23 protein-coding genes are annotated in these 25,118 nt (G+C 70.9%); all 23 read right to left on the minus strand.

All coding sequences use genetic code 11. The features are described from left to right. Positions 1–84: 84 nt before the first annotated feature. Complete coding sequence (locus ACIQ8B_RS05760) at positions 85–531, minus strand: DUF2550 domain-containing protein (RefSeq protein ID WP_106412413.1); 447 nt, start codon at positions 529–531, stop codon at positions 85–87. 128 nt (positions 532–659) lie between these two features. Continuing rightward, positions 660–1,037: a F0F1 ATP synthase subunit epsilon gene (locus tag ACIQ8B_RS05765; protein WP_106412414.1), complete on the minus strand. Its 378-nt coding sequence runs from the start codon at positions 1,035–1,037 to the stop codon at positions 660–662. Between the two features lie 131 nt (positions 1,038–1,168). After that, positions 1,169–2,605 carry a F0F1 ATP synthase subunit beta gene (atpD, locus tag ACIQ8B_RS05770; RefSeq protein ID WP_106412415.1) on the minus strand — a complete coding sequence of 479 codons (1,437 nt, stop codon included), beginning with the start codon at positions 2,603–2,605 and terminating at the stop codon, positions 1,169–1,171. Next, entirely contained in the window at positions 2,605–3,522 is a 918-nt protein-coding gene (locus ACIQ8B_RS05775; RefSeq protein WP_365421451.1) for a F0F1 ATP synthase subunit gamma, read from the minus strand. Before ACIQ8B_RS05775 ends, atpD begins: the two co-directional genes overlap by 1 nt. 21 nt (positions 3,523–3,543) lie before the next feature. Continuing rightward, the gene (gene atpA, locus ACIQ8B_RS05780; RefSeq protein WP_403545541.1) at positions 3,544–5,133 is read right to left on the minus strand and encodes a F0F1 ATP synthase subunit alpha; all 1,590 of its coding nucleotides are present in this window, start codon (positions 5,131–5,133) and stop codon (positions 3,544–3,546) included. Positions 5,134–5,267: 134 nt separating this feature from the next. Next, positions 5,268–6,083, minus strand: coding sequence for a F0F1 ATP synthase subunit delta (locus ACIQ8B_RS05785; protein WP_403545543.1), 816 nt, complete (start codon positions 6,081–6,083; stop codon positions 5,268–5,270). Continuing rightward, entirely contained in the window at positions 6,080–6,622 is a 543-nt protein-coding gene (locus ACIQ8B_RS05790) for a F0F1 ATP synthase subunit B (protein WP_106412419.1), read from the minus strand. Before ACIQ8B_RS05790 ends, ACIQ8B_RS05785 begins: the two co-directional genes overlap by 4 nt. Before the next feature lie 44 nt (positions 6,623–6,666). After that, positions 6,667–6,897, minus strand: coding sequence for an ATP synthase F0 subunit C (gene atpE / locus ACIQ8B_RS05795; protein ID WP_106412420.1), 231 nt, complete (start codon positions 6,895–6,897; stop codon positions 6,667–6,669). A 72-nt stretch (positions 6,898–6,969) separates the two neighbouring features. Then, on the minus strand, positions 6,970–7,791 hold the full coding sequence (gene atpB / locus ACIQ8B_RS05800; protein ID WP_106412421.1) for a F0F1 ATP synthase subunit A: 822 nt from the start codon (positions 7,789–7,791) through the stop codon (positions 6,970–6,972). Positions 7,792–8,016: 225 nt separating this feature from the next. After that, entirely contained in the window at positions 8,017–8,454 is a 438-nt protein-coding gene (locus ACIQ8B_RS05805; protein ID WP_403545546.1) for a hypothetical protein, read from the minus strand. A 335-nt stretch (positions 8,455–8,789) separates the two neighbouring features. Then, entirely contained in the window at positions 8,790–10,145 is a 1,356-nt protein-coding gene (locus ACIQ8B_RS05810; protein ID WP_403545548.1) for an MraY family glycosyltransferase, read from the minus strand. Positions 10,146–10,280: 135 nt separating this feature from the next. Further along, a complete protein-coding gene (gene glyA / locus ACIQ8B_RS05815; RefSeq protein ID WP_403545550.1) occupies positions 10,281–11,516 on the minus strand; it encodes a serine hydroxymethyltransferase in 1,236 nt (411 codons plus the stop codon). Between the two features lie 102 nt (positions 11,517–11,618). Continuing rightward, complete coding sequence (locus tag ACIQ8B_RS05820; RefSeq protein WP_106412425.1) at positions 11,619–12,296, minus strand: protein-tyrosine-phosphatase; 678 nt, start codon at positions 12,294–12,296, stop codon at positions 11,619–11,621. Next, complete coding sequence (locus ACIQ8B_RS05825) at positions 12,293–12,940, minus strand: L-threonylcarbamoyladenylate synthase (RefSeq protein ID WP_365421439.1); 648 nt, start codon at positions 12,938–12,940, stop codon at positions 12,293–12,295. The genes ACIQ8B_RS05820 and ACIQ8B_RS05825 overlap by 4 nt, the downstream gene beginning before the upstream one ends. A 56-nt stretch (positions 12,941–12,996) precedes the next feature. Continuing rightward, the gene (gene prmC, locus ACIQ8B_RS05830; RefSeq protein WP_093768131.1) at positions 12,997–13,842 is read right to left on the minus strand and encodes a peptide chain release factor N(5)-glutamine methyltransferase; all 846 of its coding nucleotides are present in this window, start codon (positions 13,840–13,842) and stop codon (positions 12,997–12,999) included. A gap of 26 nt (positions 13,843–13,868) precedes the next feature. After that, positions 13,869–14,936 (minus strand): peptide chain release factor 1, encoded by a 1,068-nt coding sequence (prfA, locus tag ACIQ8B_RS05835; protein WP_106412428.1) that lies wholly within the window; start codon positions 14,934–14,936, stop codon positions 13,869–13,871. A 107-nt stretch (positions 14,937–15,043) separates the two neighbouring features. After that, on the minus strand, positions 15,044–15,265 hold the full coding sequence (rpmE, locus tag ACIQ8B_RS05840; RefSeq protein ID WP_006130146.1) for a 50S ribosomal protein L31: 222 nt from the start codon (positions 15,263–15,265) through the stop codon (positions 15,044–15,046). Between the two features lie 167 nt (positions 15,266–15,432). Then, positions 15,433–17,196, minus strand: coding sequence for a trypsin-like serine protease (locus ACIQ8B_RS05845; RefSeq protein ID WP_403545554.1), 1,764 nt, complete (start codon positions 17,194–17,196; stop codon positions 15,433–15,435). Positions 17,197–17,376: 180 nt separating this feature from the next. Next, positions 17,377–19,413 (minus strand): transcription termination factor Rho, encoded by a 2,037-nt coding sequence (rho, locus tag ACIQ8B_RS05850; RefSeq protein WP_403545556.1) that lies wholly within the window; start codon positions 19,411–19,413, stop codon positions 17,377–17,379. Positions 19,414–19,831: 418 nt separating this feature from the next. Then, complete coding sequence (gene thrB, locus ACIQ8B_RS05855; RefSeq protein WP_403545558.1) at positions 19,832–20,749, minus strand: homoserine kinase; 918 nt, start codon at positions 20,747–20,749, stop codon at positions 19,832–19,834. Between the two features lie 452 nt (positions 20,750–21,201). Then, entirely contained in the window at positions 21,202–22,260 is a 1,059-nt protein-coding gene (thrC, locus tag ACIQ8B_RS05860; RefSeq protein ID WP_403545560.1) for a threonine synthase, read from the minus strand. Between the two features lie 6 nt (positions 22,261–22,266). After that, positions 22,267–23,559, minus strand: coding sequence for a homoserine dehydrogenase (locus tag ACIQ8B_RS05865; RefSeq protein ID WP_290006056.1), 1,293 nt, complete (start codon positions 23,557–23,559; stop codon positions 22,267–22,269). A gap of 156 nt (positions 23,560–23,715) precedes the next feature. Beyond that, positions 23,716–25,107 carry a diaminopimelate decarboxylase gene (gene lysA, locus ACIQ8B_RS05870; RefSeq protein ID WP_403545563.1) on the minus strand — a complete coding sequence of 464 codons (1,392 nt, stop codon included), beginning with the start codon at positions 25,105–25,107 and terminating at the stop codon, positions 23,716–23,718. Positions 25,108–25,118: the final 11 nt, after the last annotated feature.

Here is a 25,118-nt window from a genome sequence, read left to right on the forward strand (position 1 = left end):
CCCTGAACGCCGCTACGCGACGTTCACCCTCCCCCAACAGCTCCGCTGCCGGGGGGACCCCCACCAGCGGGACCCTGAACGCCGCTACGCGACGTTCACCCGCTGTCCGGGAGGCGCCGCCTCCAGCCAGGCGAGGAAACCGGTCAGCGCGTCCTCGCTCATCGCGAGCTCGAGACGCGTGCCCTGGTGCAGACAGGCGAGGATCACCGCGTCGGACAGCAGCGCCAGCTCCTCCTCGCCCTCCGGGACGCGGCGGCCGGCCACCTCGATCGCGGAACGCTCCAGGACGCGGCGGGGACGCGGGGCGTAGGAGAAGACCCGGAACCACTCGACCCGGTCACCGTTGTAGCGTGCCACCCCGTACGCCCAGCCCTTGCCGCCGGCGTCGCCCTTCTCGGGCGCGTCCCAGCGCAGGCTGCAGTCGAAGGTGCCGCCGGACCGCTGGATGAGGCGGCGGCGCAGGCCGAAGACGAAGAGCCCCACCACCACGAGGGCCACGACGATTCCGCACACAGTCAGAGCGAGGACCATCGACACCGACCTCCTCGTCTCCTAGGTAACGGAACGGAAAAATCATCCAGATCTGCCTCAGCCGCGACCGGCTCCGGATCGCTCCGGTGCCGGCCGCGGCTGAGTTACGTCATCGCACCTCGTCGGGGTCAGCGCCCCGCCGTCGCCGCCCGGAGGCGGACATCCGCACGGCGCTGGGCCTCGGCGTCGTTCTCCGCCTTGGCGCGGGAGAGCTCCTGCTCCACCGTCCTGACGTCGATCTCGTCCGCCAGCTCGGCGGTCTCCGCGAGCAGCGACAGCTTGTCGTCCGCGAACGAGATGAATCCGCCGTGCACCGCGGCGACGACCGTTCCGTCCTCGGGCGTACGGATGATCACCGGGCCCGACTCCAGCACACCGAGCAGCGGCTGGTGACCGGGCATGACGCCGATGTCGCCGGACGTGGTGCGCGCGACGACCAGGGTGGCCTCGCCGGACCAGACCTCTCGGTCGGCCGCGACCAGCGCGACGTGCAGCTCAGCAGCCAAGGTGGCTCCTCGGGTCACCACCCGGCGGTAGTGCCGGGTGTTGGTTACAAGTCTAGTGGGCGTGGCAGAGGGGGCGGGACGCGCCCGCCCCCTCAAGGGTGAGCCGTTCGGCTCACTTCAGAGCGCGGGGGTCAGGAGACGCCCAGCTCCTTCGCGTTCTTCTTCAGGTCCTCGATGCCACCGCACATGAAGAACGCCTGCTCCGGGAAGTGGTCGTACTCGCCGTCGCAGATCGCGTTGAACGCGGCGATCGACTCGTCCAGCGGCACGTCCGAACCGTCCACGCCGGTGAACTGCTTGGCGACGTGGGTGTTCTGGGACAGGAAGCGCTCCACGCGACGGGCACGGTGGACGACGAGCTTGTCCTCCTCGCCGAGCTCGTCGATGCCGAGGATCGCGATGATGTCCTGCAGGTCCTTGTACTTCTGCAGGATGTTCTTCACGCGCATGGCCGCGTCGTAGTGGTCCTGCGCGATGTAGCGCGGGTCCAGGATCCGGGACGTCGAGTCCAGCGGGTCCACGGCCGGGTAGATGCCCTTCTCCGAGATCGGACGGGAGAGCACCGTCGTCGCGTCGAGGTGGGCGAAGGTGGTGGCCGGGGCCGGGTCGGTCAGGTCGTCCGCGGGGACGTAGATCGCCTGCATCGAGGTGATCGAGTGACCACGGGTCGAGGTGATGCGCTCCTGGAGGAGACCCATCTCGTCGGCCAGGTTCGGCTGGTAGCCCACCGCGGAGGGCATACGGCCGAGCAGGGTCGACACCTCGGAGCCGGCCTGGGTGAAGCGGAAGATGTTGTCGATGAAGAACAGCACGTCCTGCTTCTGCACATCGCGGAAGTACTCCGCCATGGTCAGACCGGCCAGGGCCACGCGCAGACGGGTGCCCGGGGGCTCGTCCATCTGGCCGAAGACCAGCGCGGTCTTGTCGATGACGCCCGACTCGCTCATCTCGTCGATGAGGTCGTTGCCCTCACGGGTGCGCTCACCGACGCCGGCGAACACCGACACACCGTCGTGGTTGTTGGCGACGCGGTAGATCATCTCCTGGATGAGCACCGTCTTGCCCACGCCGGCGCCGCCGAACAGGCCGATCTTGCCGCCCTTGACGTACGGGGTGAGGAGGTCGATGACCTTGACGCCGGTCTCGAACATCTCGGTCTTCGACTCGAGCTCGTCGAAGTTCGGCGCCTTGCGGTGGATCGGCCAGCGCTCGCCCGTGTACTCCTCGTCGACGTTCAGCACCTCACCGAGGGTGTTGAACACCTTGCCGGTGGTGAAGTCGCCGACCGGCACGGAGATGGAGGCGCCCGTGTCGGTCACCGGGGCCTGGCGGACCAGACCGTCGGTGGGCTGCATGGAGATGGTGCGGACCAGGCCGTCACCGAGGTGCTGCGCGACCTCGAGGGTCAGCGTCTTGAGCTCGCCCTCCTTGGCCGGGTCGGCGACCTGGACGTGCAGCGCGTTGTAGATCTCCGGCATGGCGTCGACGGGGAACTCCACGTCGACGACCGGGCCGATGACCCGGGCGACGCGGCCCGTAGCCGTCGCGGTCTCAACAGTGGTGGTCATTAGTTGTCACTCCCCGCGGTCGCGTCGGCCAGGGCACTGGCGCCACCGACGATCTCGCTGATTTCCTGGGTGATTTCGGCCTGGCGGGCCGCGTTGGCAAGACGGGAGAGCGTGTTGATCAGCTCGCCCGCGTTGTCGGTGGCCGACTTCATCGCGCGCCGCGTGGCGGCGTGCTTCGAAGCGGCCGACTGGAGCAGCGCGTTGTAGATCCGGCTCTCCACGTACCGCGGCAGCAGCGCGTCGAGGACGTCCTCCGCGGAGGGCTCGAAGTCGTACAGCGGGAGGATGTCGCCCTTGTCGGCGGTCTCCTCGGCCACGTCCTCGAGCCGCAGCGGCAGCAGCCGGGAGTCGACCGCCGTCTGCGTCATCATCGAGACGAACTCGGTGTAGACGATGTGGAGCTCGTCCACGCCGCCGTCCGCCGTCTCCGTCTGCAGCGCCTCGATCAGCGGCGCCGCGACCTTCTTGGCGTCCGCGTAGGAGGGCTCGTCGGTGAAGCCGGTGAACGTCTCCGCGATGGTGCGCTCACGGAAGTTGTAGTGGGCCACACCGCGGCGGCCGACGATGTACGTCTCGACCTGCCGGCCCTCGCGCTCCAGGCGCTCGGTCAGCTGCTCCGCCGCCTTGATGGCGTTGGCGTTGAAGGCGCCGGCCAGGCCGCGGTCGCTCGTGAGGAGCAGGACCGCGGCACGGGTCGGGTTCTCCGCCTCCGTGGTGAGCGGGTGCTTGGTGTCCGACCCGGTTCCGACCGCCCTGACCGCGCGGGTGAGTTCCTGCGCGTACGGCGTGGAGGCCGCCACCTTGCGCTGCGCCTTGACGACGCGCGAGGCGGCGATCATCTCCATCGCCTTGGTGATCTTCTTGGTCGCGGTGACGGATCGGATGCGACGCTTGTAGACCCGGAGCTGAGCTCCCATGAGTCAGGTCCCTTCCTTACGTCACTTGGCGGCGGACGGGGCGTCCTCGCCGAGCAGCTTGCCGTCGCTCGTCTCGAACTGCTTCTTGAACTCGGCGATCGCGTCGGCCACGGCCTGCAGGGTGTCGTCCGACATCTTGCCGCCCTCGCGGATGGAGGTCATGAGGCCCTGCTCCTTGCGGTGCAGGTACTCCAGGAGCTCCTTCTCGAAGCGGCGGACGTCGGAGACCGGCACGTCGTCCATCTTGCCGGTGGTGCCGGCCCAGACGGAGACGACCTGGTCCTCGGTCGACATCGGCTGGTACTGGTCCTGCTTCAGCAGCTCGACCATGCGCTGACCGCGCTCCAGCTGCGCCTTGGACGCGGCGTCCAGGTCGGAACCGAAGGCGGCGAACGCCTCCAGCTCGCGGAACTGGGCGAGGTCCACGCGCAGACGGCCGGAGACCTGCTTCATCGCCTTGTGCTGCGCGGAACCACCGACTCGGGAGACGGAGATGCCGACGTTCAGCGCGGGGCGCTGACCGGCGTTGAACAGGTCCGACTCCAGGAAGCACTGGCCGTCGGTGATGGAGATGACGTTGGTCGGGATGAACGCCGAGACGTCGTTGGCCTTGGTCTCGACGATCGGCAGACCGGTCATCGAACCGGCGCCCATGTCGTCGGAGAGCTTCGCGCAGCGCTCCAGCAGACGGGAGTGCAGGTAGAAGACGTCACCCGGGTAGGCCTCACGGCCCGGCGGGCGGCGCAGCAGCAGCGACACGGCACGGTAGGCGTCGGCCTGCTTCGACAGGTCGTCGAAGATGATCAGGACGTGCTTGCCCTGGTACATCCAGTGCTGGCCGATGGCCGAGCCGGTGTACGGCGCCAGGTACTTGAAGCCGGCCGGGTCGGACGCCGGGGCGGCGACGATGGTCGTGTACTCCAGCGCGCCGTTCTCCTCCAGCGCGCGGCGGACCGACGCGATGGTGGAGCCCTTCTGGCCGATGGCGACGTAGATGCAGCGGACCTGCTTCTTCGGGTCGCCGGTGCGCCAGTTGTCGCGCTGGTTGATGATCGTGTCGACGGCCAGCGCGGTCTTGCCGGTCTGGCGGTCGCCGATGATCAGCTGACGCTGACCACGGCCGATCGGGGTCATCGCGTCGACGGCCTTGTAGCCCGTCTCCATCGGCTCGTGCACCGACTTGCGCTGCATGACCGTGGGGGCCTGCAGCTCGAGGGCGCGGCGGCCCTCGGTCTCGATCTCGCCGAGGCCGTCGATCGGGTTGCCGAGCGGGTCGACCACACGGCCGAGGTAGCCCTCGCCGACGGCGACGGACAGCACCTCGCCGGTGCGGGTGACCGGCTGGCCCTCCTCGATGCCGCTGAACTCACCGAGGACGATGGCACCGATCTCGCGCTCCTCGAGGTTGAGGGCGAGGCCGAGGGTGCCGTCCTCGAACTTCAGCAGCTCGTTGGCCATGGCCGAGGGCAGGCCCTCGACCTTCGCGATGCCGTCACCGGCCAGGGTGACCGTACCGACCTCCTCGCGCGAGGCCGCGTCCGGCTTGTACGACTGGACGAAGTTCTCCAGCGCGTCCCGGATCTCCTCCGGCCGGATCGTGAGCTCCGCCATCTGAGTTCCCTGCTCTCCTTGTTGGGCCCGAAGTTTCACTTGGGGGGGATGGGGACTCCCCCCTACAGGAGGTGAATCCTCTGCACGGCCCAACCAGGGCCGTAAGTACGTACTGCCTATGAAGAATGTGGTGCTCAGCCCGCCAGCCGGCGGCCCGCGTCCTCGAGCCGGTCGGCCAGGGAGCCGTTGATGACCTCGTCACCGACCTGCACCCGCATCCCGCCGATGACCGAGGGGTCGACGTCGAGGTTGAGGTGCATGCGGCGGCCGTAGAGCTTCGCCAGGGCGTCGCCCAGGCGCTGCTTCTGCCGGTCGCTCAGCGGCACCGCGGAGGTGACGACGGCCACCGTGCGGTCCCGGCGCTCGGCGGCGAGCTTGGACAGGGACTCCAGTCCCGACTCCAGGCTACGTCCCCGCGGCGCGGTCACGAGGCGCGTCACCAGACGCACCGTGGCCGCGTGCGCCCGGCCGCCGAGCAGGCTGCTCAGCAGCTCGCCCTTGGCGGAGGCGGTGGCGGACCGGTTGGTGAGGGCCGCGCGCAGCTGGGTGTCGGAGGAGACGATCCGGCCGAACCGGAACAGCTCGTCCTCGACGCCGTCGAGCGCGCCCGCCTTCTGGGCGGCCGTGAGGTCGCTGACGTCCGCCAGCTCCTCCAGCGCGTCCACCAGGTCGCGCGACTGCGACCAGCGGGAGCGCACCATGCCCGCCACCAGGTCCACGGCGGTGCCGCTGACCTGCGAACCGAGCAGGCGCCGGGCCAGATCGGCCTTGGCCTCGCCGGGCTGCGCCGGGTCGGTGAGGACCCGACGCAGCGACACCTCGCGGTCGAGCAGCGCGGTGACGGCGGCCAGCTCGTCGGCGAGCGCCGCCGCGTCCACGGACGTGGAGTCCGTCAGCGCGTCGAGACGCTCACGTGCGGCTGCCAGGGCCTCGCGGCTCGCTCCGTTCATCGTGCGGCCTCTGCCTTCTGGTCGAGCTCGTCGAGGAAGCGGTCGATCACACGGCTCTGCCGGGCGTGGTCCTCGAGGGACTCGCCGACGAGCTTGCCGGCCAGGTCGGTGGCGAGCTTGCCGACGTCCTGGCGCAGCGCGGACGCCGCGGCCTTGCGGTCGGCCTCGATCTGGGCGTGACCGGCCGCGATGATCTCCTCACGCTGGCGCTGGCCTTCCGCGCGCATCTCGGCGATGAGCGCGGCGCCCTGCTCCTGCGCCTCCTGGCGCAGGCGCGCGGCCTCGTGCCGGGCCTCGGCGAGCTGAGCCTTGTACTGCTCCAGCACGCTCTGGGCCTCGGTCTGAGCCGCCTCGGCCTTCTCGATCCCGCCCTCGATCGCCTCACGACGCTCTTCCAGAACCTTGTTGATGTTCGGGAGGAGCTTCTTGGCGAGGAAGCCGAAGACGATGACGAAGGCGAGCAGGCCGATGACGAGCTCGGGAATCGGCGGGACGAGCGGGTTCTGCTCCTCAGCCGCGATATGAAGCAGTGGGCTCATATCAGAGTGCCTTTCGTCTAGTGACCCGGTCGTGGATCAGGTGATTACAGGCCGTAGACGAACGGCATGACCAGGCCGATGAGGGCGAGCGCCTCACAGAAGGCGAAGCCGAGGATCTGGTTGGCGCGGATCAGGCCGGCGGCCTCGGGCTGGCGGGCGATGGCTTCGGTGCCCTTACCGAAGATGATGCCGACGCCGATGCCGGGGCCGAAGGCGGCGATGCCGTAGCCGATGGAAGCGATCGAGCCGGTCACGGCGGCGAGGGTCTGGGACATGCCAGTTCTTCCTTTTCTTCACGGTTTCCGATGGGGGTGGGCCATCGGACGACTGGGGCGGGTGAGGGACGCTCAGTGGTGCTCGGCGAGCGCGCCCTGGATGTAGGTGACGGCCAGCAGGACGAAGACGTACGCCTGCAGAGCCTGGATGAAGAGCTCGAAGGCCGTCATCACGAGGACCATGACGAACGAGACGCCGGCGTAGGCGATCCCGATGCCGTTCAGCAGGTACCAGCTCGCGATGGTGAACAGCACCAGCAGGATGTGGCCCGCGAACATGTTGGCGAAGAGTCGCACGGCGTGGGTGAAGGGCCGCACGAGCAGGTTCGAGAAGGCCTCGATCAGCATGACGACCGGCAGGGCCGCACCGAGCGACTTGTCGTAGCCGGTGAAGTTCTTGAAGGCGCCCACGAAGCCGTGCCGCTTGAAGGTCAGCGACACCCACACCACGTAGACGAGCAGGGCGAGCACCGCCGGGTAGGCGATGATCGACGTCACCGGGAACTGGGCGAGCGGAACGATGGACCAGAGGTTCATGATCCACACGAAGAAGAACAGCGCGACGATGAAGGGGACGAACTTCTCACCCTCGCGCTTGCCCATCGTCTCGTAGACGACGCCCCGGCGGACGAAGTCGTAGCCGGCCTCGGCGACCATCTGGAGCTTGCCGGGGACCACCTTGGGCCGGCGGAAGGCCGCCCAGAAGAAGGCGATCACGACGAGCGAGCCGAGCAGCGCCAGCAACATCGGCTTGTTGAAGTACAGGTTGCTGTCGCCGTCGCCCCAGAGGGGCTTGAACAGGAACGAGTGCAGCCCGGGAGACGGAAAGCCACAGCCGTCGAAGATGTGGCAGTCGGTCTCGAAGGCGAGCACCTGCGTCGGGTCAGCACTCACCGCGGGCTCCTTCGGCGTGGCGCATGGATGGGGCAACCTCGTGGAGTCGGCGCGGCACGAGGCCGCGGATCGTCACGGGACTGGTGGAACGGATGTGGGGGCGGCTGTGAGGCGTCTCGCCTCGCGATACGGCAGGCGTCGTCTCGGATGCCCGCGCCCGCGATGCCGCGGTTGGCACCGGACGATAGCAGGGCCGCCCGCGCGCCTTTATCCCGGCCCTACAGCTCACTGCTCGTGCCCCTGGTTCTTCTTGCCCGCGTCCGCCGGAGCCTCGGGCTCCACGTAGGGAGTCTTGGCCGTCATGGTGGCGCGCGCCTGTGCCGCGACCCAGGTCAGGGTGCAGGCGAGCAGTCCGAGCGCGAACACCTTCGGGTGGAACAGCGTGGTGTCCTTGAAGAGGGCGATGAAGACGAAGATCAGCAGGAGCTGCGCCATGTACATCATCAGCCCCATCGCCTGGAACAGATGGGGCAGTTGCCGGGCGACCCACTGAAGCACGTAGAGCCCGGCGCCCATGAGGACGATCACGAGCACGGCACCGATCAGCGCCCCGATCGCCCCCTTGCCGCCTTCGACGGCGGCGCCGATCGCGACGGCGACCGCACCGACGACAGCGGTGGGCACGGCGGCCTGGATCAGGATCCGGGCGTCGTTGGACGGCATGGCGGCAGCTCCGCTGGTGCAGGGGGCAAAGCGAGAAGGGGTACGAGGAGTGTCGTCGTGGACGAGCGTAAACCCCGGGCAGGGTGCACAGCACCGGTCGCCCGCGAACCGTCGTACCACGGTCCGCCGGCTCCGCCCGGCGAGACTCGTGAACGGTATCACAAACTATTTGGGCGAGACTTTACCTGCGAGGTGTGGAGCACGTCACGCACGAGGGTGAAAGTGCGCAGATGAGCGTGAGCAAGGGCGCGATGTCTGATATAAGGCGCTTTGCCGCGCCAACGGGAGCCCATCGAAGCCCCAGGACTTGGCAATCTCTAGTCGGATTCTTACCTTCACCGCGACCGGTCTGCCCATTCGGCACGGGCGCCGACAGCCGTAGCGCCGTTGACCCCCGAGACCCCGGCGGCCACCGGGTCGCGGTCGCCGGCCGGGAGAGCCGCCTGCGGGCCTTCGGCGGCCTCCTGGGCCGTCTCCGGGGCCGTCTCCGGGGCCGCGGACCCCAGGGCCGTCACGGAGGCGCGGCGACGGCGGTAACGCGGCGGCACGAAGGCCTCCGCCCAGCGCGGCGCGCGCGGGGTGAAGCGCGGCAGCAGGAGCAGCACCAGACCGAGGGTGGAGAGGATCACCACGCTCAGCACGATCCACATCGACGCCGAGTTCACCGAGTAGGCCAGCGCGCCGAAGGCGATCAGCGCCGACCAGAAGTACATGATCAGCACCGCCCGGCTGTGCGAGTGGCCGATCTCGAGGAGCCGGTGGTGCAGATGCCCCCGGTCCGCGGCGAACGGCGACTGGCCGCGCCAGGTGCGCCGCACGATGGCCAGGATCAGGTCGGCGGCCGGCACCGCGATGATGGTCAGCGGCAGCAGCAGCGGGATGTACACCGGCACCGTCTGGTGCACGGCCTCCTTCTCCGAACCGGCGAACAGCTTCAGCGCGTCCGGGTCCACCTGGCCCGTGACGGAGATCGCGCCGGCCGCCAGCACCAGCCCGATGAGCATCGAGCCGGAGTCGCCCATGAAGATCCGCGCCGGGTGCATGTTGTGCGGCAGGAAACCCAGGCACATGCCCATCAGGATCGCCGCGAACAGCGTCGCCGGGGCGGCCGCCTCGATGCCGTACGAGTACCAGATGCGGTAGGCGTACAGGAAGAACGCGGTCGCCGCGATGCACACCATGCCGGCCGCGAGACCGTCCAGGCCGTCCACGAAGTTGACCGCGTTGATGGTGATGACGACCAGGGCGACGGTGAGGAGCGTGCCCTGCCACTGGGTGAGCGCGACCGAGCCGACGCCGGGGATCGGCAGCCACAGGATCGTCAGACCCTGCATGACCATCACGCCGGCGGCGATCATCTGCCCGCCCAGCTTGATCAGGGCGTCGATCTCGAACTTGTCGTCCAGCACGCCGATCAGCCAGATCAGCGCGGCCCCCGAGAGCAGCGCCCGCGGCTCGTTGGACTTCTCGAACAGCGTGCCGAGGTTGGTGAGGTGGTCGGCGACCAGCAGGCCCGCGCACAGGCCGAAGAACATCGCGATCCCGCCGAGCCGCGGAGTGGGCTCCCGGTGCACGTCGCGTGCCCGGATCTCCGGCATCGCCCCCGCCACGATCGCGAACTTCCGTACCGGTCCGGTCAGGAGGTACGTCACCGCGGCCGTGATGCAGAGCGTCAGCAGGTATTCACGCACGGGCTTCCCCACAGATCTCGCTGGCCTTCACAGCCCCACACCCTAGCGAGGGGCGCATACAAGTGGGGACTTCCGGATGGCGACGATGGTTGCACGGACGGTCCCGCCGACGGCGGCCCGCCCCGGACGTCCGGCTCAGCGCGGGTACGGCGGGAAGGCCGCCACCAGGTCCCGTACGTCCTTCCGGGCCCGTGCCGGGTCCGTGCCGCCGCGCAGCACGCTCGCCAGCAGACCGGCGACCAGCGTCATCTCCCGGGTTCCCATTCCCTGCGTGGTGACCGCCGCCGTGCCCAGCCGCAGCCCGCGGCCGTCGCGCGGCAGCGCGCAGCAGTCCAGGACCAGGCCCGCCGCCGCCAGCCGGCCGCGCGCGGTGCGGCCGTCGACGCCGAGCGGGGCCGGGTCGGCGGTGATCAGGTGGGTGTCGGTGCCGCCGGTGGTGACCACGAGCCCCTCGGCGGCGAGGGCGGCGGCCAGCGCCCGCGCGTTGGTCACCACCTGGTGGGCGTAGGCGGCGAAGGCCGGGGTCGCCGCCTCGCCGAAGGCGACCGCCTTGGCGGCGATGGTGTGCATCTGCGCGCCGCCCTGCGTGAAGGGGAACACCGCCCGGTCCACCCGCTCGGCCAGCTCCTCGCCGCACAGCAGCATCCCGCCGCGCGGCCCCCGCAGCACCTTGTGCGTGGTCGCGCACACGATGTCCGCGTACGGCACCGGGCTGGGCGCCGCTCCCCCGGCGACCAGGCCCATGGGGTGCGCCGCGTCCGCGATCAGGTACGCGCCCACGTCGTCGGCGACCTCGCGGAAGAACGCGTGGTCGATGTGGCGGGGGTAGGCGGTGGAGCCGCACACGATCGCCTTGGGGCGGTGGGCGCGGGCCAGGGCGCGGACCTGCTCGTGGTCGATCAGTCCGCTCTCCGCGTCCACCCCGTAGCCGACGAAGTCGAACCAGCGGCCGGAGAAGTTCGCCGGCGAGCCGTGGGTGAGGTGGCCGCCGTGGGGCAGGCCGAGGGCGAGGACGGTGTCGCCGGGGCGCAGCAGGGCCGCGTAGGCGGCGAGCACCGCGGAGGAGCCGGAGTGCGCCTGGACGTTGGCGTGCTCGGCGCCGAACAGCGCCTTGGCGCGGTCCACGGCGAGCCGTTCGGCCACGTCGACGACCTCGCAGCCGCCGTGGTGCCGGCTGCCCGGGTAGCCCTCGGCGTACTTGTTGGCCAGCGGCGAGCCCAGGGCGGCCAGCACGGCGGGCGACATGAAGTTCTCCGCGGCGATCAGCTGGAGCGTGGTCGCCTGCCGTTCGCGCTCCCCGAGCAGCACCTCGGCGAGCTCGGGGTCCTGCCGGCGCAGGACATCGGCCTCGAGCGCATGGGTGACCGTCATCATGGACTCCCGGACGTCGGCACTGGCGTACGACCAATGTAGGCCCGCCCGTCCCGGTGCGCCCGCGTTCCCGCACCCGTCCCGTGGGGCGCCGCCGGCCGCTCAGGTCCGCGTCGGCACTCCGGTCAGCGCCGTCACCACCGGGTCCAGCGCCTGGTGTATCTCGTCGCCGATGGACCGGAAGAAGGTCAGCGGGGCGCCGTACGGGTCATGCACCTCGTCCGCCTCGGCGGTGGGCGCCAGCAGCCAGCCGCGCAGCGCGGCGGCCGCGCGGACCAGGGCGCGGGCGCGCATGACCAGCCCGTCCTCCAGGGGCGGCAGGGTCGCCGGGTCGATCGCGTTCACCAGGCGGGTGAACTCCTTCAGCGTGAAGGTGCGCAGCCCCGCCGAGTGGCCCATGGAGATGACCTGGGCGCGGTGGTCACGGGTGGCGGTCAGCACGAGGTCGGCGCGGATGACGTGCTCGTCGAGCAGCTCCCGGCCCGTGAAGCCGGAGGCGTCCGCCCCGTACTCCGCCAGCACGGTCTCCGCGTGGGCCTCCATCGGGGCGCCCTCGTGGCCCCAGGTGCCGGCGCTCTCGACGATCAGCCCGCCGCCCAGGACGCCCAGGCGCTGGTGCACGAAATGCCGGGTCAGCCGCTCGGTGATGGGCGAGCGGCACACGTTCCCGGTGCTGACGTGGAGGATGCGGAAGGTGTCGCGCGGAAACCCGAAGGTGGTCGTCACCTCCGCGTCGGATTCCTCGTTGCCTATGCCACGCCCCGCCTCAGGGGCCGTCAATTCGCCACCTCGAGATCGGGTACCACCTTGCGCAGTTCGTCGGGCGAGAGCGCGCCTTCGCGCAGCAGCACGGGCACCGGGCGGGTGACGTCGACGATGGAGGACGGCACGTTGCCCGGGGTGGGCCCGCCGTCCAGGTAGACGGAGACGGAGTCGCCGAGCATCTCCTGGGCGGCGTCGCAGTTCTCCGGCGCCGGGTGTCCGGTGAGGTTGGCGGAGGAGACGGCCATCGGGCCGACCTCGGTGAGCAGCTCGATGGCGACCGGGTGCAGCGGCATGCGCACCGCGACCGTGCCGCGGGTGTCGCCGAGGTCCCACTGGAGGGACGGCTGGTGGCGGGCGACCAGCGTCAGCGCGCCCGGCCAGAAGGCGTCGACCAGTTCCCAGGCCATCTCGGAGAAGTCGGTGACCAGGCCGTGCAGGGTGTTCGGGGAGCCGATGAGGACGGGCGTGGGCATGTTGCGGCCGCGGCCCTTGGCCTGGAGCAGGTCGGCGACGGCCTCCGCGGTGAAGGCGTCGGCGCCGATGCCGTACACGGTGTCCGTCGGCAGCACCACGAGCTCGCCCCGGCGCACGGCGGACGCGGCCTCACGCAGACCGGTCGCGCGGTCGGTCGCGTCGTTGGTGTCGTATCGCCGAGCCATCTAGCGGGCCTCCTCGTACAGGTGCTGCTGGGGGGATGAAGTGTGCGCCCGGCCGGTCACGGCAGCGCCTTGCGTGCGGTGGCGAACCGGGGTCGGTTGTTCAGGTCGGGGTGGTCGGCCGCGTCGGTCCAGCCGCGGTCCTCGGCGAAGATCCACGGCACCTGGCCGCCCTGGGTGTCGGCGTGCTCGACGACGACCACCCCGCCGGGGCGCAGCAGCCGGTGCGCGGTGCGCTCCAGGCCGCGGATCAGCTCGAGGCCGTCCTCGCCGGAGAACAGGGCCAGTTCGGGGTCGTAGTCGCGGGCCTCCGGGGCGACGTACTCCCACTCGGTGAGCGGGATGTACGGCGGGTTGGAGACCACCAGGTCGACCTGGCCGTCGAGGTCGGGGAAGGCCGTCAGGGCGTCCCCCTGGCGCAGTTCGACCCGGGACCCCTCCATGTTCCTGCGGGTCCACCGCAGGGCGTCCTCGGACAGCTCCACGGCGTACACGCGCGAGCGCGGCACCTCCTGCGCGAGAGCCAGCGCGATGGCGCCGGAGCCGGTGCACAGGTCGACGATGCAGGGCTCGACGACGTCCATCGCGCGGACGGCGTCTATGGCCCAGCCGACGACCGACTCGGTCTCGGGGCGCGGGACGAACACCCCGGGACCCACCTGGAGCTCCAGGTAGCGGAAGTACGCCCGGCCGGTGATGTGCTGGAGCGGCTCGCGGGCCTCGCGGCGGGCGATGACCTCCCAGTACCGGGCGTCGAAGTCGGCGTCCTTGACCGTGTGCAGCTCGCCGCGCTTGACGCCGTGCACGAACGCGGCGAGCTCCTCCGCGTCGGTGCGCGGCGAGGGCACGCCCGCGTCGGCGAGCCGCTGGGTGGCCTGGGCCACCTCGGCGAGCAGCAGGTTCACTGGTCCTCCGGACTGTCTACGGGGGCTTACGCGGCGGCGAGCTTGGCGGCCGAGTCCGCGTCGACGCAGGCCTGGATCACCGCGTCGAGGTCGCCGTCCAGGACCTGGTCCAGGTTGTACGCCTTGAAGCCGACGCGGTGGTCCGAGATGCGGTTCTCCGGGAAGTTGTACGTGCGGATCTTCTCGGAGCGGTCGACGGTGCGGACCTGGCTGCGGCGGGCGTCGGCGGCCTCGCGCTCCGCCTCCTCCTGCGCCATGGCGAGGAGCCTGGAGCGCAGGATACGCAGGGCCTGCTCCTTGTTCTGCAGCTGGCTCTTCTCGTTCTGGCAGGAGGCGACGACGCCGGTCGGGAGGTGCGTGATGCGCACGGCGGAGTCCGTGGTGTTCACCGACTGCCCGCCGGGGCCGGACGAGCGGTAGACGTCGATGCGCAGGTCGTTCGGGTTGATCTCGACGTCGACCTCCTCCGCCTCGGGGGTCACCAGGACGCCCGCGGCCGAGGTGTGGATGCGGCCCTGCGACTCGGTGGCGGGCACCCGCTGCACGCGGTGCACCCCGCCCTCGTACTTCAGCCGGGCCCACACGCCCTGGCCGGGTTCGGTCTGCCCGCGGGACTTCACCGCGACCTGGACGTCCTTGTAGCCGCCCAGCTCGGACTCGGTGGCGTCGATGATCTCGGTCTTCCAGCCGACGCGCTCGGCGTAGCGCAGGTACATGCGCAGCAGGTCGCCGGCGAACAGGGCGGACTCGTCGCCGCCCGCGCCCGCCTTGATCTCGAGGATGACGTCCTTGTCGTCGCTGGGGTCGCGCGGGACGAGCAGCAGCCGCAGCTTCTCGGTGAGCTGCTCGCGCCGCTGCTCGAGGTCCTTGACCTCGGCGGCGAAGTCCGGGTCGTCGGCGCCCAGTTCACGCGCGGTCTCGATGTCGTCGCCGTGCTGCTTCCAGGACCGGTACGTGGCGACGATCGGGGTGAGCTCGGCGTAGCGCTTGTTCAGCTTGCGCGCGTTCGCCTGATCGGCGTGGACCGACGGGTCGGCGAGCTTCTTCTCCAGGTCGGCGTGCTCGGCGACGAGTTCCTCGACGGCCTCGAACATCTTGGGCTCCTGCTGGTACGTGGGTGAAGGGGCGGGCGACCAAAAACGCCGGTCCCGGCCTGCCCCCCGGACGGGGGCGCGGCCGTGGACCGGCGATTCGGGGCTCGCTACTTCTTGGAGCCGGCGGCCTTGCCGAAGCGGGCCTCGAAGCGGGCCACACGGCCACCGGTGTCGAGGATCTTCTGCTTGCCCGTGTAGAACGGGTGGCACTCGGAGCAGACCTCGGCGCGGATGTTGCCGCTGGAGATCGTGCTGCGGGTGGTGAACGACGCGCCGCAGGTGCAGCTGACCTGCGTCTCGACGTACTCGGGGTGGATGTCGCGCTTCAAGGTGTCTCCTAGGTTCCGGGAGGGCGCCGGGTCGCCGCCGCGGGATGCGGGAGCGTGAACCGGAGCCGACGTACCAGTCTGCCAGGACTGGGGCCGTCTCCCAAAACGGGGGTGGCCCCGGAATCATTCCCGGGGCCGCCCCGCGGTCCCGCGGACGCGCTGTGGGCTCAGCCCAGCACGTCGTACTGCTGGTAGCCGGTGCCCATGGAGACCCGTGCCGAGAAGAACGGCGCGGTGCTCCGTCCGGTGCCCCGGTAGGCGTACAGCGTGCCGCTCGGGGTGCGGGCCAGCAGGTCCGCCCTGCCGTCGCCGCTGACGTCGCCGACCGTGACGAGGGCGTTGTACGTGGTGCTCTTCCATGTGGCCAGCTTGGTCCGGCCCGTGAAGGAGCCGGAGCCGGCCTTGCCCGTGCCCTTGTACAGGTACAGGTCGCCGGTGCTGCGGACGCGGGCCACCAGGTCGGTCCGGCCGTCGCCGGTGAAGTCGCCGTGGCCGCGCAGGACGTCGAACCCGGCCCAGCCCGTGCCGGTCTTCAGACGCGCCGAGAAGGTGCCGTTGCCCTTGCCCGGGTAGGTCCACAGCACGCCCGCGGAGTCCACCATCAGCAGGTCGGGCACGTAGTCGCCGGTCACGTCACCCGGGGTGACGATCTGCCGGACGGACTTCCAGCCGGTGCTGAGCCGCTTGGTGGCCCAGGTGCCGCTGGAGATCACGTAGTGCGCCCAGTACACGGTGCCGTCGGTGGCGCGGTAGACCAGGTCCTGGTAGCCGTCGCGGTCGAGGTCGGTCTGCAGGACGGTGTTGACGCCCCTCCAGTCCCCCCACTCCTCCTGGGCGGCGAACCGGGAGCTCAGCGAGTTCCGGGAGTAGCCGACGCCCGTGGACTTCTTGCGGGCCCACAGGTCGGCGCGGTGGTCGCCGTTGATGTCGGTGTCGTCGATGCGCGGGTAGGTGGCGCCGACGTAGGTGGTCACCTTGGTGAAGACGCCGTAGGCGCCCTTCGCCACGCAGTCCTCGACGCCCCAGGAGACGACGCCCACGATCCGGTTGCCGACCACGAGCGGGCCGCCGGAGTCGCCGTTGCAGGCGGTGGTGGTGCCGGCGTCGCTGCCGGTGGCGGGCGTGCCCGCGCAGACCATGTGCCCGCGGACGTAGTCGCTGCCCCAGGCTCCGGCGCAGGTGGCGTCGGACTGGATGGGCAGCGTGGCCGTCTTCAGGACGTCGGAGACCTCGTCGTTGGTGGAGGTGGTGCGCCCCCAGCCGTAGACCCGGGCCTTGGTCCCGGCCGCGTACGAGGCGGTGTCGCCCGCCGTCGTCATGCGGATCGGGGTGGCCTTCACCGGCACCGGCAGCGTGAGCACCGCGATGTCGTTGTCGATGGTGGCGTCCTTGTACGCCGGGTGGTGCCACTGCCGCCAGACACCGGTGGCGGTGCCGCCGTTCAGGTCGCCGTCCTCGGAGAGCATCTGGGCGGTGCCCGTGAGGACGACGCCGTTGGCGTGCCAGTCGTAGCCCTTGACGCAGTGCGCGGCGGTGAGGATCTTCGTCGGCGCGACGACGGCGCCGCCGCAGAAGAAGCCGAAGTCGTTGGCCCTGTCGTAGTAGTGCAGCTGCGCCATCCAGGGCGCGGAGGCGATCGTGGTGGTGGTGCCACCGATGATCTTCGCGTCGATGCCGGAGTCGCTCTTCGTGGTGGAGCTGAGCGGCGCCTTGTCCTTCGCCCGCGCGGCTTCGTCCGCCGCCATGGCTCCCACGGCGCGGCGGATCAGCTCGGCCTGGGACGGCGACTCCATCGCCGGAGCGACCGTCGGCTGCGGCAGCACGGGCGCGGCCTGGGCGGCCGGCGCCGTCAGCAGCGCCGCGCCGACCGCCGCGGCGGCACCGGCCGCGACGACGGCGATCCGGCGTCTGTGGCGGCCGGATCCGGACATGGGTGTATCCATGCAATTCCCCCCTCGGGATGATGAGTTCGGGCCTGAGATCCCTTCAGGGACAGCCCGAAGCAGCGTGATCGTACACCTGTCCGACGACATCCGTGCACGAAAAACGGCCGCCCCGTTAAGGGACGGCCGTTCGTCGTGCCCGCGCGGGGGCCCGGGAAGGGGGTGACGTCAGTCGCCGTTGCCCGGCGTCGGCGTCGTCTTCTGGATCTGCATGAGGAACTCGACGTTCGACTTGGTCTGCTTCATCTTGTCGAGGAGCAGCTCGATCGCCTGCTGCTGGTCGAGCGCGTGCAGCACCCGGCGCAGCTTCCAGACCACGGCGAGCTCCTCGTTGCCGAGCAGGATCTCCTCCTTGCGGGTGCCGGACGCGTCGACGTCCACCGCGGGGAAGATGCGCTTGTCGGCGAGCTTCCGGTCGAGCTTGAGCTCCATGTTGCCGGTGCCCTTGAACTCCTCGAAGATCACCTCGTCCATGCGGGACCCGGTGTCCACCAGGGCGGTGGCGAGGATGGTCAGCGAGCCGCCGTCCTCGATGTTGCGGGCCGCGCCGAAGAAGCGCTTCGGCGGGTACAGGGCGGTCGAGTCGACACCACCGGACAGGATGCGGCCGGAGGCCGGGGCGGCGAGGTTGTACGCACGGCCCAGGCGGGTGATCGAGTCGAGCAGCACGACCACGTCGTGACCCAGCTCCACCAGGCGCTTGGCGCGCTCGATGGCCAGCTCGGCGACCGTGGTGTGGTCCTCGGCCGGGCGGTCGAAGGTCGAGGAGATGACCTCGCCCTTCACCGACCGCTGCATGTCGGTGACCTCTTCCGGACGCTCGTCGACGAGGACGACCATCAGGTGGCACTCGGGGTTGTTGTGGGTGATCGCGTTGGCGACCGCCTGCATGATCATGGTCTTGCCGGTCTTCGGCGGGGCCACGATCAGACCGCGCTGGCCCTTGCCGATCGGCGACACGAGGTCGATGATCCGCGTGGTCAGCACGCCCGGGTCCGTCTCCAGACGGAGCCGGTCCTGCGGGTACAGCGGGGTCAGCTTGTTGAACTCCGGGCGGCCGCGGCCGTGTTCGGGCGCCATGCCGTTGACGGAGTCCAGGCGGACCAGCGCGTTGAACTTCTCGCGCCGCTCGCCTTCCTTGGGCTGGCGGACCGCGCCGGTGACGTGGTCGCCCTTGCGCAGGCCGTTCTTGCGGACCTGGGCGAGGGAGACGTACACGTCGTTCGGACCGGGCAGGTATCCGGAGGTCCGGATGAAGGCGTAGTTGTCGAGGATGTCGAGGATGCCCGCGACGGGGATCAGGACGTCGTCCTCGGCGACCTGCGGCTCGGCCACGTCGTCACGGCCACGGCGGCCACGGCGGTCGCGGTAGCGGCCGCGACGGCCACGACGGCCGCCTCCGTCGTCGTCGTACCCGTCGTCCTGCCGGCCTCCGCCGCCGCCCTGCTGGGTCTGCTGACGGCCGCCGCCCTGGCTCTGCTGCTGATCGTCGCCCTTGGTGCGGCGGTCACGGTCGCGGTCGCGGTCCCGGCCGCGGCCCCGGTCCCGGTCACGCCGGCGGCCCTCGCCGCCGTCGTGGTCGGACTTGCCCTCGCCCTGCTGCGACTGCTGCTGCGCCGGGGCCTCGGTCCTGGTCTCGGTCTTCGCCTCGGCCGTGACCGTCTCCGTCGCGGCGGCCGGGGCGCCCGCGTCGGCGGTGGCGCGACGGCGGCGGCGCTCGGTGGGAGCGCTCTCCCCGGCCTGCTCGGCGGCGGAGGCCTTCGGCGAGGGCTGGCCCGGGATCTCGATCTGCTGCTGCGCCGCGGCCTTGTCGGCGGGCGCCTGCTCGGCCTTGGCCTCGGCCTTCTTCTCGGCCTTCTCCGCCTTCTCGGCCGTGTCGCCCGTACGGGCGCGGGAGGTGGCGCGGCGCTTGGGCTTGGTCTCGGCGGACTCGGCCTTGGCCGGGGCGTCCCCGGAGGCGGAGCCTCCACCGGCGGCCTGCGCTTCCTTGATGACCTCGATCAGCTGGCTCTTGCGCATGCGCGCGGTGCCCCTGATGCCGAGGCCGGATGCGACCTGCTGCAGCTCGGCCAGCACCATGCCCTCGAGGCCGGTACCGCGGCGCCGCCGGGAGCCGGCACCGGAGGCAGGCGCGGAAGCGTCCGTGGCGGGCGCGGCAGCGGTCTCCTCGACACGTGCGCCCATCAGATCGGTGGTGTCGCTCACGAAGGGTCCTTCCCTGGAGCGGACGTCGGCCTGTCTGGCTCGGCGACCGGTTGTGCTGTCCGGCATCGTTCCCTGAGGTGTGGACCGTGCCGGGGCGGTTGTCCGCCTGCGCGGCGGAAGAGATATCTGGTGATGGCGCTCCCCCGAGCCGTGGCACCCAGTGTCACGTGGCGTGGTCGCACCGGTTCCGAAGCTCCCCCAGAGGGGGTGCCCCCACCTGCGGGCCGTTCAGTGTCCGCGTACGACGTACTGCCCGCGTACGTAGCAGTGAACACAGTGCGGCTTGGGGGGCTCCCGGAAGAATGTCTGTCCCGGACGGGGACACGAGGCACCTCGCCATGGTGGGGTCGGGTGCAGACTTGAGATTAACACTACCGGATCCAACAAACATTCCCCCTCTCCAAATCCGGCAACCGTGTCAGGCGGCGAGCGGAAGGACGCTCGCTCCCCGGACGTCCAGGCCCAGCCGGTTGGCGGCCCAGCCGGCGCCGGCGAGCGCTTCGACCTTGTCGGCCGTGCCCGCGTCGGCCAGCGCCATGACCGTGGGTCCGGCGCCGGAGATGACCGCGGGGATGCCGTCCCCGCGCAGCCGCTCCACCAGTGCGGCGCTCTCCGGCATGGCCGGGGCGCGGTACTCCTGGTGCAGGCGGTCCTCGGTGGCGGGCAGCAGCAGCTCGGGGCGCCTGGTCAGGGCCTCGACGAGCAGGGCGGCACGGCCCGCGTTGGCGGCGGCGTCGATGTGCGGCACGGTGCGCGGGAGCAGTCCGCGCGCGGTCTCGGTGAGGACCGGCTTCGCGGGCACGAAAACCACCGGAACGATGGAATCGGCGGGCTCCATCCTGATCGCCCGGGCGGCGCCGCCCTCCATCCAGGACAGGGTGAAACCGCCGAGCAGGCAGGCCGCGACGTTGTCCGGGTGACCTTCGATCTCGGTGGCCAGCTCGAGCAGCGCGGTGTCGTCGAGCTTGGCCTCGGCGCCTATGGTCACGGCGCGGGCGGCGACGATCCCGGCGCAGATCGCGGCCGAGGAGGAGCCGAGGCCCCGGCCGTGCGGGATGCGGTTGGCGCAGACGATCTCCAGACCGCGCGGCTGTCCGCCGAGCAGGTCGAAGGCGGTGCGCAGGGAGCGTACGAGAAGGTGGCTCTCGTCCCGCGGGAGGGTCTCGCCGCCCTCACCGGCGATGTCGATGTGCAGCCCGGAGTCGGCCACCCGGACGACGACGTCGTCGTAGAGGCCCAGCGCGAGGCCGAGGGCGTCGAAGCCCGGACCGAGGTTGGCGCTGGTGGCGGGGACGCGCACCCGGACGGCGGCGGCGCGGAACGCGGGACCGGCCATCGCTCGAAGACTCTCCTTGAGCTGCGTGGACTGTCGAATGACGTTCGATGGACATTCGACGGCGGACGAGAACCCTGGGGCCGCCGCCGACCGGGCTGGCCGGCCGCTTCCGGGCCGTCCCGGGTCACTGGCGGGACCCTGGGGACGACGCACTGCCGCGGCATATGCGGCGGGCGGGTTCCCTACAGCCTATCGAAGGAAGGTTCACCTGCGACATAGGGCGCACAGGAGGCGCACGATGCGTGTCGCAAGCCCCCTGTGCACCCCCTGTGGGGAGCGTCCCCGGGCAGGCGCGTCCCTTACGCCGGTTGCGCGGTTCCGCGGTGGCGGAAGCGCGCGCGGACGGGCCGGACGAAGCCTGCCGCCGCGAGCCGGACGGGCCGGGCGGAGCCTGCCGCCGCGGGCTAGACGGAACCTGCCGCCGCGGACCGGACGAAGCCGGTCGCCGCGGGTCAGACGAGACCGAGCCGCTGGGCGGCGGTGGCGGCGTCGACCGGGACGGTGACCGGCTGCGGGGCGCCGGCAACGGCCCAGTCGGGGTCCTTCAGGCCGTTGCCGGTGACCGTGCAGACGATCCTCTGTCCGGGATCGACCTTCCCCTGCTCGGCGGCCTTCAGCAGACCGGCGACCGACGCGGCGGACGCGGGCTCGACGAAGACGCCCTCCTGGGAGGCCAGCAGCCGGTAGGCGCGCAGGATCTCACGGTCCGTCACCTCGTCGATGCGGCCGCCCGACTCGTCCCGCGCGGCGAGCGCGAGCTGCCACGAGGCGGGGTTGCCGATGCGGATGGCGGTGGCGATGGTCGAGGGGTCCTTGACGACCTCGCCGCGCACGAGGGGGGCGCTGCCGGAGGCCTGGTAGCCCCACATGCGCGGGGTCCGGGTGCTGACGCCGTCGGCGGCGTACTCCGTGTAGCCCTTCCAGTACGCGGTGATGTTGCCCGCGTTGCCCACCGGCAGGACGTGGATGTCGGGGGCGTCGCCCAGCATGTCCACGATCTCGAAGGCGGCGGTCTTCTGCCCCTCGATGCGCACCGGATTGACCGAATTGACCAGCGCCACCGGGTAGTTGTCGCTCAGCGAGCGGGCCAGCGTGAGGCAGTCGTCGAAGTTGCCGTCGACCTGGAGGATCTTCGCGCCGTGCACCAGGGCCTGGCCCATCTTGCCCAGCGCGATCTTGCCCTGCGGCACCAGCACGGCGCAGACCATGCCGGCGCGCACGCCGTACGCGGCGGCGGAGGCGGAGGTGTTGCCGGTGGAGGCGCAGATGACGGCCTTGGCGCCCTCCTCCTTGGCCCGCGAGATGGCCATGGTCATGCCGCGGTCCTTGAAGGACCCGGTCGGGTTCGCGCCCTCGACCTTGAGGTGGACCTCGCAGCCGGTGCGCTCGGAGAGCACCTGCGCGGGGACGAGCGGCGTACCGCCCTCACGGAGCGTCACGACCGGCGTGGTGTCGGATACCGGCAGCCGGTCCCGGTACTCCTCGATGATTCCGCGCCACTGGTGGGTCATTGCTGGTTACTCTCCTTCAACCCGCATGATGCTGGCGACACCACGCACGGTGTCGAGCTTGCGCAACGCCTCCACGGTCCCGCCGAGGGCCGCGTCGGACGCGCGGTGGGTGACGACGACGAGCGACGCCTCCCCGTCCTTGCCTTGCTGGCGCACCGTGTCGATCGAGACACCGTGCTCCGCGAACACGGTGGCGACCTGGGCGAGCACGCCCGGTTTGTCGGCCACGTCCAGGCTGATGTGGTAGCGCGTGACGACCTCGCCCATCGGCGAGACGGGCAGCGCGGCGTACGCGGACTCGCCGGGTCCCGTGGTGCCGCCGAGCCGGTTGCGGCCGACCGCGACCAGGTCGCCGAGGACCGCGGAGGCGGTCGGGGAGCCGCCCGCGCCGGGGCCGTAGAACATCAGCCGGCCGGAGGCGTCGGACTCGACGAACACGGCGTTGTAGGCGCCCCGCACGGAGGCCAGCGGGTGGCTCAGCGGGATCATCGCCGGGTGCACGCGCGCGGTGACCGACGCGCCGTCCTCGGCCCGCTCGCAGATGGCGAGCAGCTTGATGGTGCAGCCCATCTCCTTGGCGGAGGCGAAGTCCGCCGCCGTCACCTCGGTCATGCCCTCGCGGTGGACGTCGTCGAGGCGCACGCGGGTGTGGAAGGCGATCCCGGCGAGGATGGCGGCCTTGGCGGCGGCGTCGAAGCCCTCCACGTCGGCGGTCGGGTCGGCCTCGGCGTAGCCCAGCGCGGTGGCCTCGTCGAGGGCCTCCTGGTAGCCGGCGCCGGTGGTGTCCATCTTGTCGAGGATGAAGTTGGTGGTGCCGTTGACGATGCCGAGCACCCGGTTGACCTTGTCGCCGGCGAGGGACTCGCGCAGCGGGCGGATCAGCGGGATGGCGCCGGCCACGGCGGCCTCGTAGTAGAGGTCCCTGCCGTGCTCCTCGGCGGCGGCGTGCAGGGCGGCGCCGTCCTGGGCGAGGAGGGCCTTGTTGGCGGAGACGACGGAGGCGCCGTGCTCGAAGGCGGTGGTGATGAGGGTCCGGGCGGGCTCGATGCCGCCGATGACCTCCACGACGATGTCGAGGTCGCCGCGTTTGACCAGGGCGGTCGCGTCGGTGGTGATCAGCGCGGGGTCGATGCCCTCGCGCACCTTGTCCGGCCGCCGTACGGCCACGCCGGCGAGCTCGACCGGGGCGCCGATGCGGGCGGCGAGGTCGTCGGCGTGCGTCGTCATGATGCGCGCCACCTCTGAGCCGACCACTCCACAGCCCAGCAGCGCCACCTTCAGCGGACGCGTACGCATCATCCGACCTCGTTTCCTGAATACCGTCTCGGTTGCACCAGTCTCACCCACCGAACGGGACTTTCTGTACCAAGTCCGGATCGTGAGACATCTATTTCATTTCCATGACCGGGCCGGCGAAAGATCTTCCGCCGGCCCGTCGTCTCCCCCCGGGGTTCCTCATCCGACGTCGAGCCGGAGCAGGTCCTCCTCCGTCTCCCGCCGGACGATGACCCGCGCCTGACCGTCCTTGACCGCGACCACCGGCGGCCGCAGCACGTGGTTGTAGTTGCTGGCCATGGACCGGCAGTACGCCCCGGTCGCCGGCACGGCGATCAGGTCGCCCGGCGCCAGGTCGCTCGGCAGGAACGCGTCCTTCACCACGATGTCACCGCTCTCGCAGTGCTTGCCGACGACGCGGGCCAGCATCGGCTCGGCGTCGGAGGCGCGGGAGACGAGGGAGACGCTGTACTCGGCGTCGTACAGGGCGGTACGGATGTTGTCCGACATGCCGCCGTCGACGGAGACGTACGTCCGCAGCCCGTCGAGCGGCTTGACGGTGCCGACCTCGTACAGCGTGAAGGCGGTCGGCCCGACGATGGCACGCCCCGGCTCGACGGAGATCCGCGGGGTGCGCAGCTTCGCGGCCTCGCACTCGCGGGTGACGATCTCGGTGAGCGCCTTGGCGATCTCGTGCGGCTCACGGGGGTCGTCGTCGCTGGTGTACGCGATGCCGAGGCCGCCGCCGAGGTCGATCTCGGGCAGCTCGACGCCGTGCTCGTCGCGGATGTCCTTGAGCAGCCCGACCACGCGGTGCGCGGCGACCTCGAAGCCGGACATGTCGAAGATCTGCGACCCGATGTGCGAGTGGATGCCGATCACTTCGAGGCCGTCGAGCTGCAGCGCGCGCCGCACGGCCTCGGCGGCCTGCCCGCCGGCCAGCGGGATGCCGAACTTCTGGTCCTCGTGGGCGGTGGCGATGAACTCGTGGGTGTGCGCCTCGACGCCGACGGTGACGCGGATCTGCACCCGCTGCCGGGTGCCGAGCTCACGGGCGATGTGGGCGACGCGCACGATCTCCTGGAAGGAGTCGAGCACGATCCGCCCGACGCCGGCCTCGACGGCCCGGCGGATCTCGGCGACGGACTTGTTGTTGCCGTGGAAGGCGATGCGCTCGGCGGGCATCCCGGCGGACAGCGCGGTGGCCAGCTCGCCGCCGGAGCAGACGTCGAGGTTCAGCCCCTCCTCGTGCAGCCACCGCACGACGGCCCGGGACAGGAACGCCTTGCCCGCGTAGAACACGTCGGCGTCCTCGCCGAAGGCGGTCCGCCAGGCGCGGGCGCGGGCGCGGAAGTCGTCCTCGTCGAGGACGTAGGCGGGGGTGCCGTACTCCTCGGCGAGCCGCTTGACGTCGATCCCGCCCACGGTGAGCACGCCGTCGGCGTCACGGGTGACGGTCTGCGCCCACACCTTGGGGTCGAGGGCGTTCGGGTCGGCGGGCGGCGCGAGGTAGTGCCCCTCGGGGAGGACGTCGGCGTGACGGGGCCCGGCGGGGTGTGCGGAACGGCTCATGGCAGGTCTTG

It is taken from the genome of Streptomyces sp. NPDC096105, from assembly GCF_044763335.1.
GTDB lineage: Bacteria > Actinomycetota > Actinomycetes > Streptomycetales > Streptomycetaceae > Streptomyces.

Excerpts from the sequence above, each read along its gene's own strand:
- ACIQ8B_RS05785 (WP_403545543.1), bottom strand. The coding sequence starts at position 6,083 with ATGAACGGAGCGAGCCGCGAGGCCCTGGCAGCCGCACGTGAGCGTCTC.
- ACIQ8B_RS05790 (WP_106412419.1), bottom strand. The coding sequence starts at position 6,622 with ATGAGCCCACTGCTTCATATCGCGGCTGAGGAGCAGAACCCGCTCGTC.
- atpE (WP_106412420.1), bottom strand. The coding sequence starts at position 6,897 with ATGTCCCAGACCCTCGCCGCCGTGACCGGCTCGATCGCTTCCATCGGC.
- glyA (WP_403545550.1), bottom strand. The coding sequence starts at position 11,516 with ATGACGGTCACCCATGCGCTCGAGGCCGATGTCCTGCGCCGGCAGGAC.
- prfA (WP_106412428.1), bottom strand. The coding sequence starts at position 14,936 with ATGTTCGAGGCCGTCGAGGAACTCGTCGCCGAGCACGCCGACCTGGAG.
- ACIQ8B_RS05845 (WP_403545554.1), bottom strand. The coding sequence starts at position 17,196 with ATGTCCGGATCCGGCCGCCACAGACGCCGGATCGCCGTCGTCGCGGCC.
- ACIQ8B_RS05865 (WP_290006056.1), bottom strand. The coding sequence starts at position 23,559 with ATGATGCGTACGCGTCCGCTGAAGGTGGCGCTGCTGGGCTGTGGAGTG.
- ACIQ8B_RS05760 (WP_106412413.1), bottom strand. The coding sequence starts at position 531 with ATGGTCCTCGCTCTGACTGTGTGCGGAATCGTCGTGGCCCTCGTGGTG.
- ACIQ8B_RS05825 (WP_365421439.1), bottom strand. The coding sequence starts at position 12,940 with ATGGCTCGGCGATACGACACCAACGACGCGACCGACCGCGCGACCGGT.
- atpD (WP_106412415.1), bottom strand. The coding sequence starts at position 2,605 with ATGACCACCACTGTTGAGACCGCGACGGCTACGGGCCGCGTCGCCCGG.
- ACIQ8B_RS05775 (WP_365421451.1), bottom strand. The coding sequence starts at position 3,522 with ATGGGAGCTCAGCTCCGGGTCTACAAGCGTCGCATCCGATCCGTCACC.
- thrB (WP_403545558.1), bottom strand. The coding sequence starts at position 20,749 with ATGGCCGGTCCCGCGTTCCGCGCCGCCGCCGTCCGGGTGCGCGTCCCC.
- thrC (WP_403545560.1), bottom strand. The coding sequence starts at position 22,260 with ATGACCCACCAGTGGCGCGGAATCATCGAGGAGTACCGGGACCGGCTG.
- ACIQ8B_RS05805 (WP_403545546.1), bottom strand. The coding sequence starts at position 8,454 with ATGCCGTCCAACGACGCCCGGATCCTGATCCAGGCCGCCGTGCCCACC.
- lysA (WP_403545563.1), bottom strand. The coding sequence starts at position 25,107 with ATGAGCCGTTCCGCACACCCCGCCGGGCCCCGTCACGCCGACGTCCTC.
- atpA (WP_403545541.1), bottom strand. The coding sequence starts at position 5,133 with ATGGCGGAGCTCACGATCCGGCCGGAGGAGATCCGGGACGCGCTGGAG.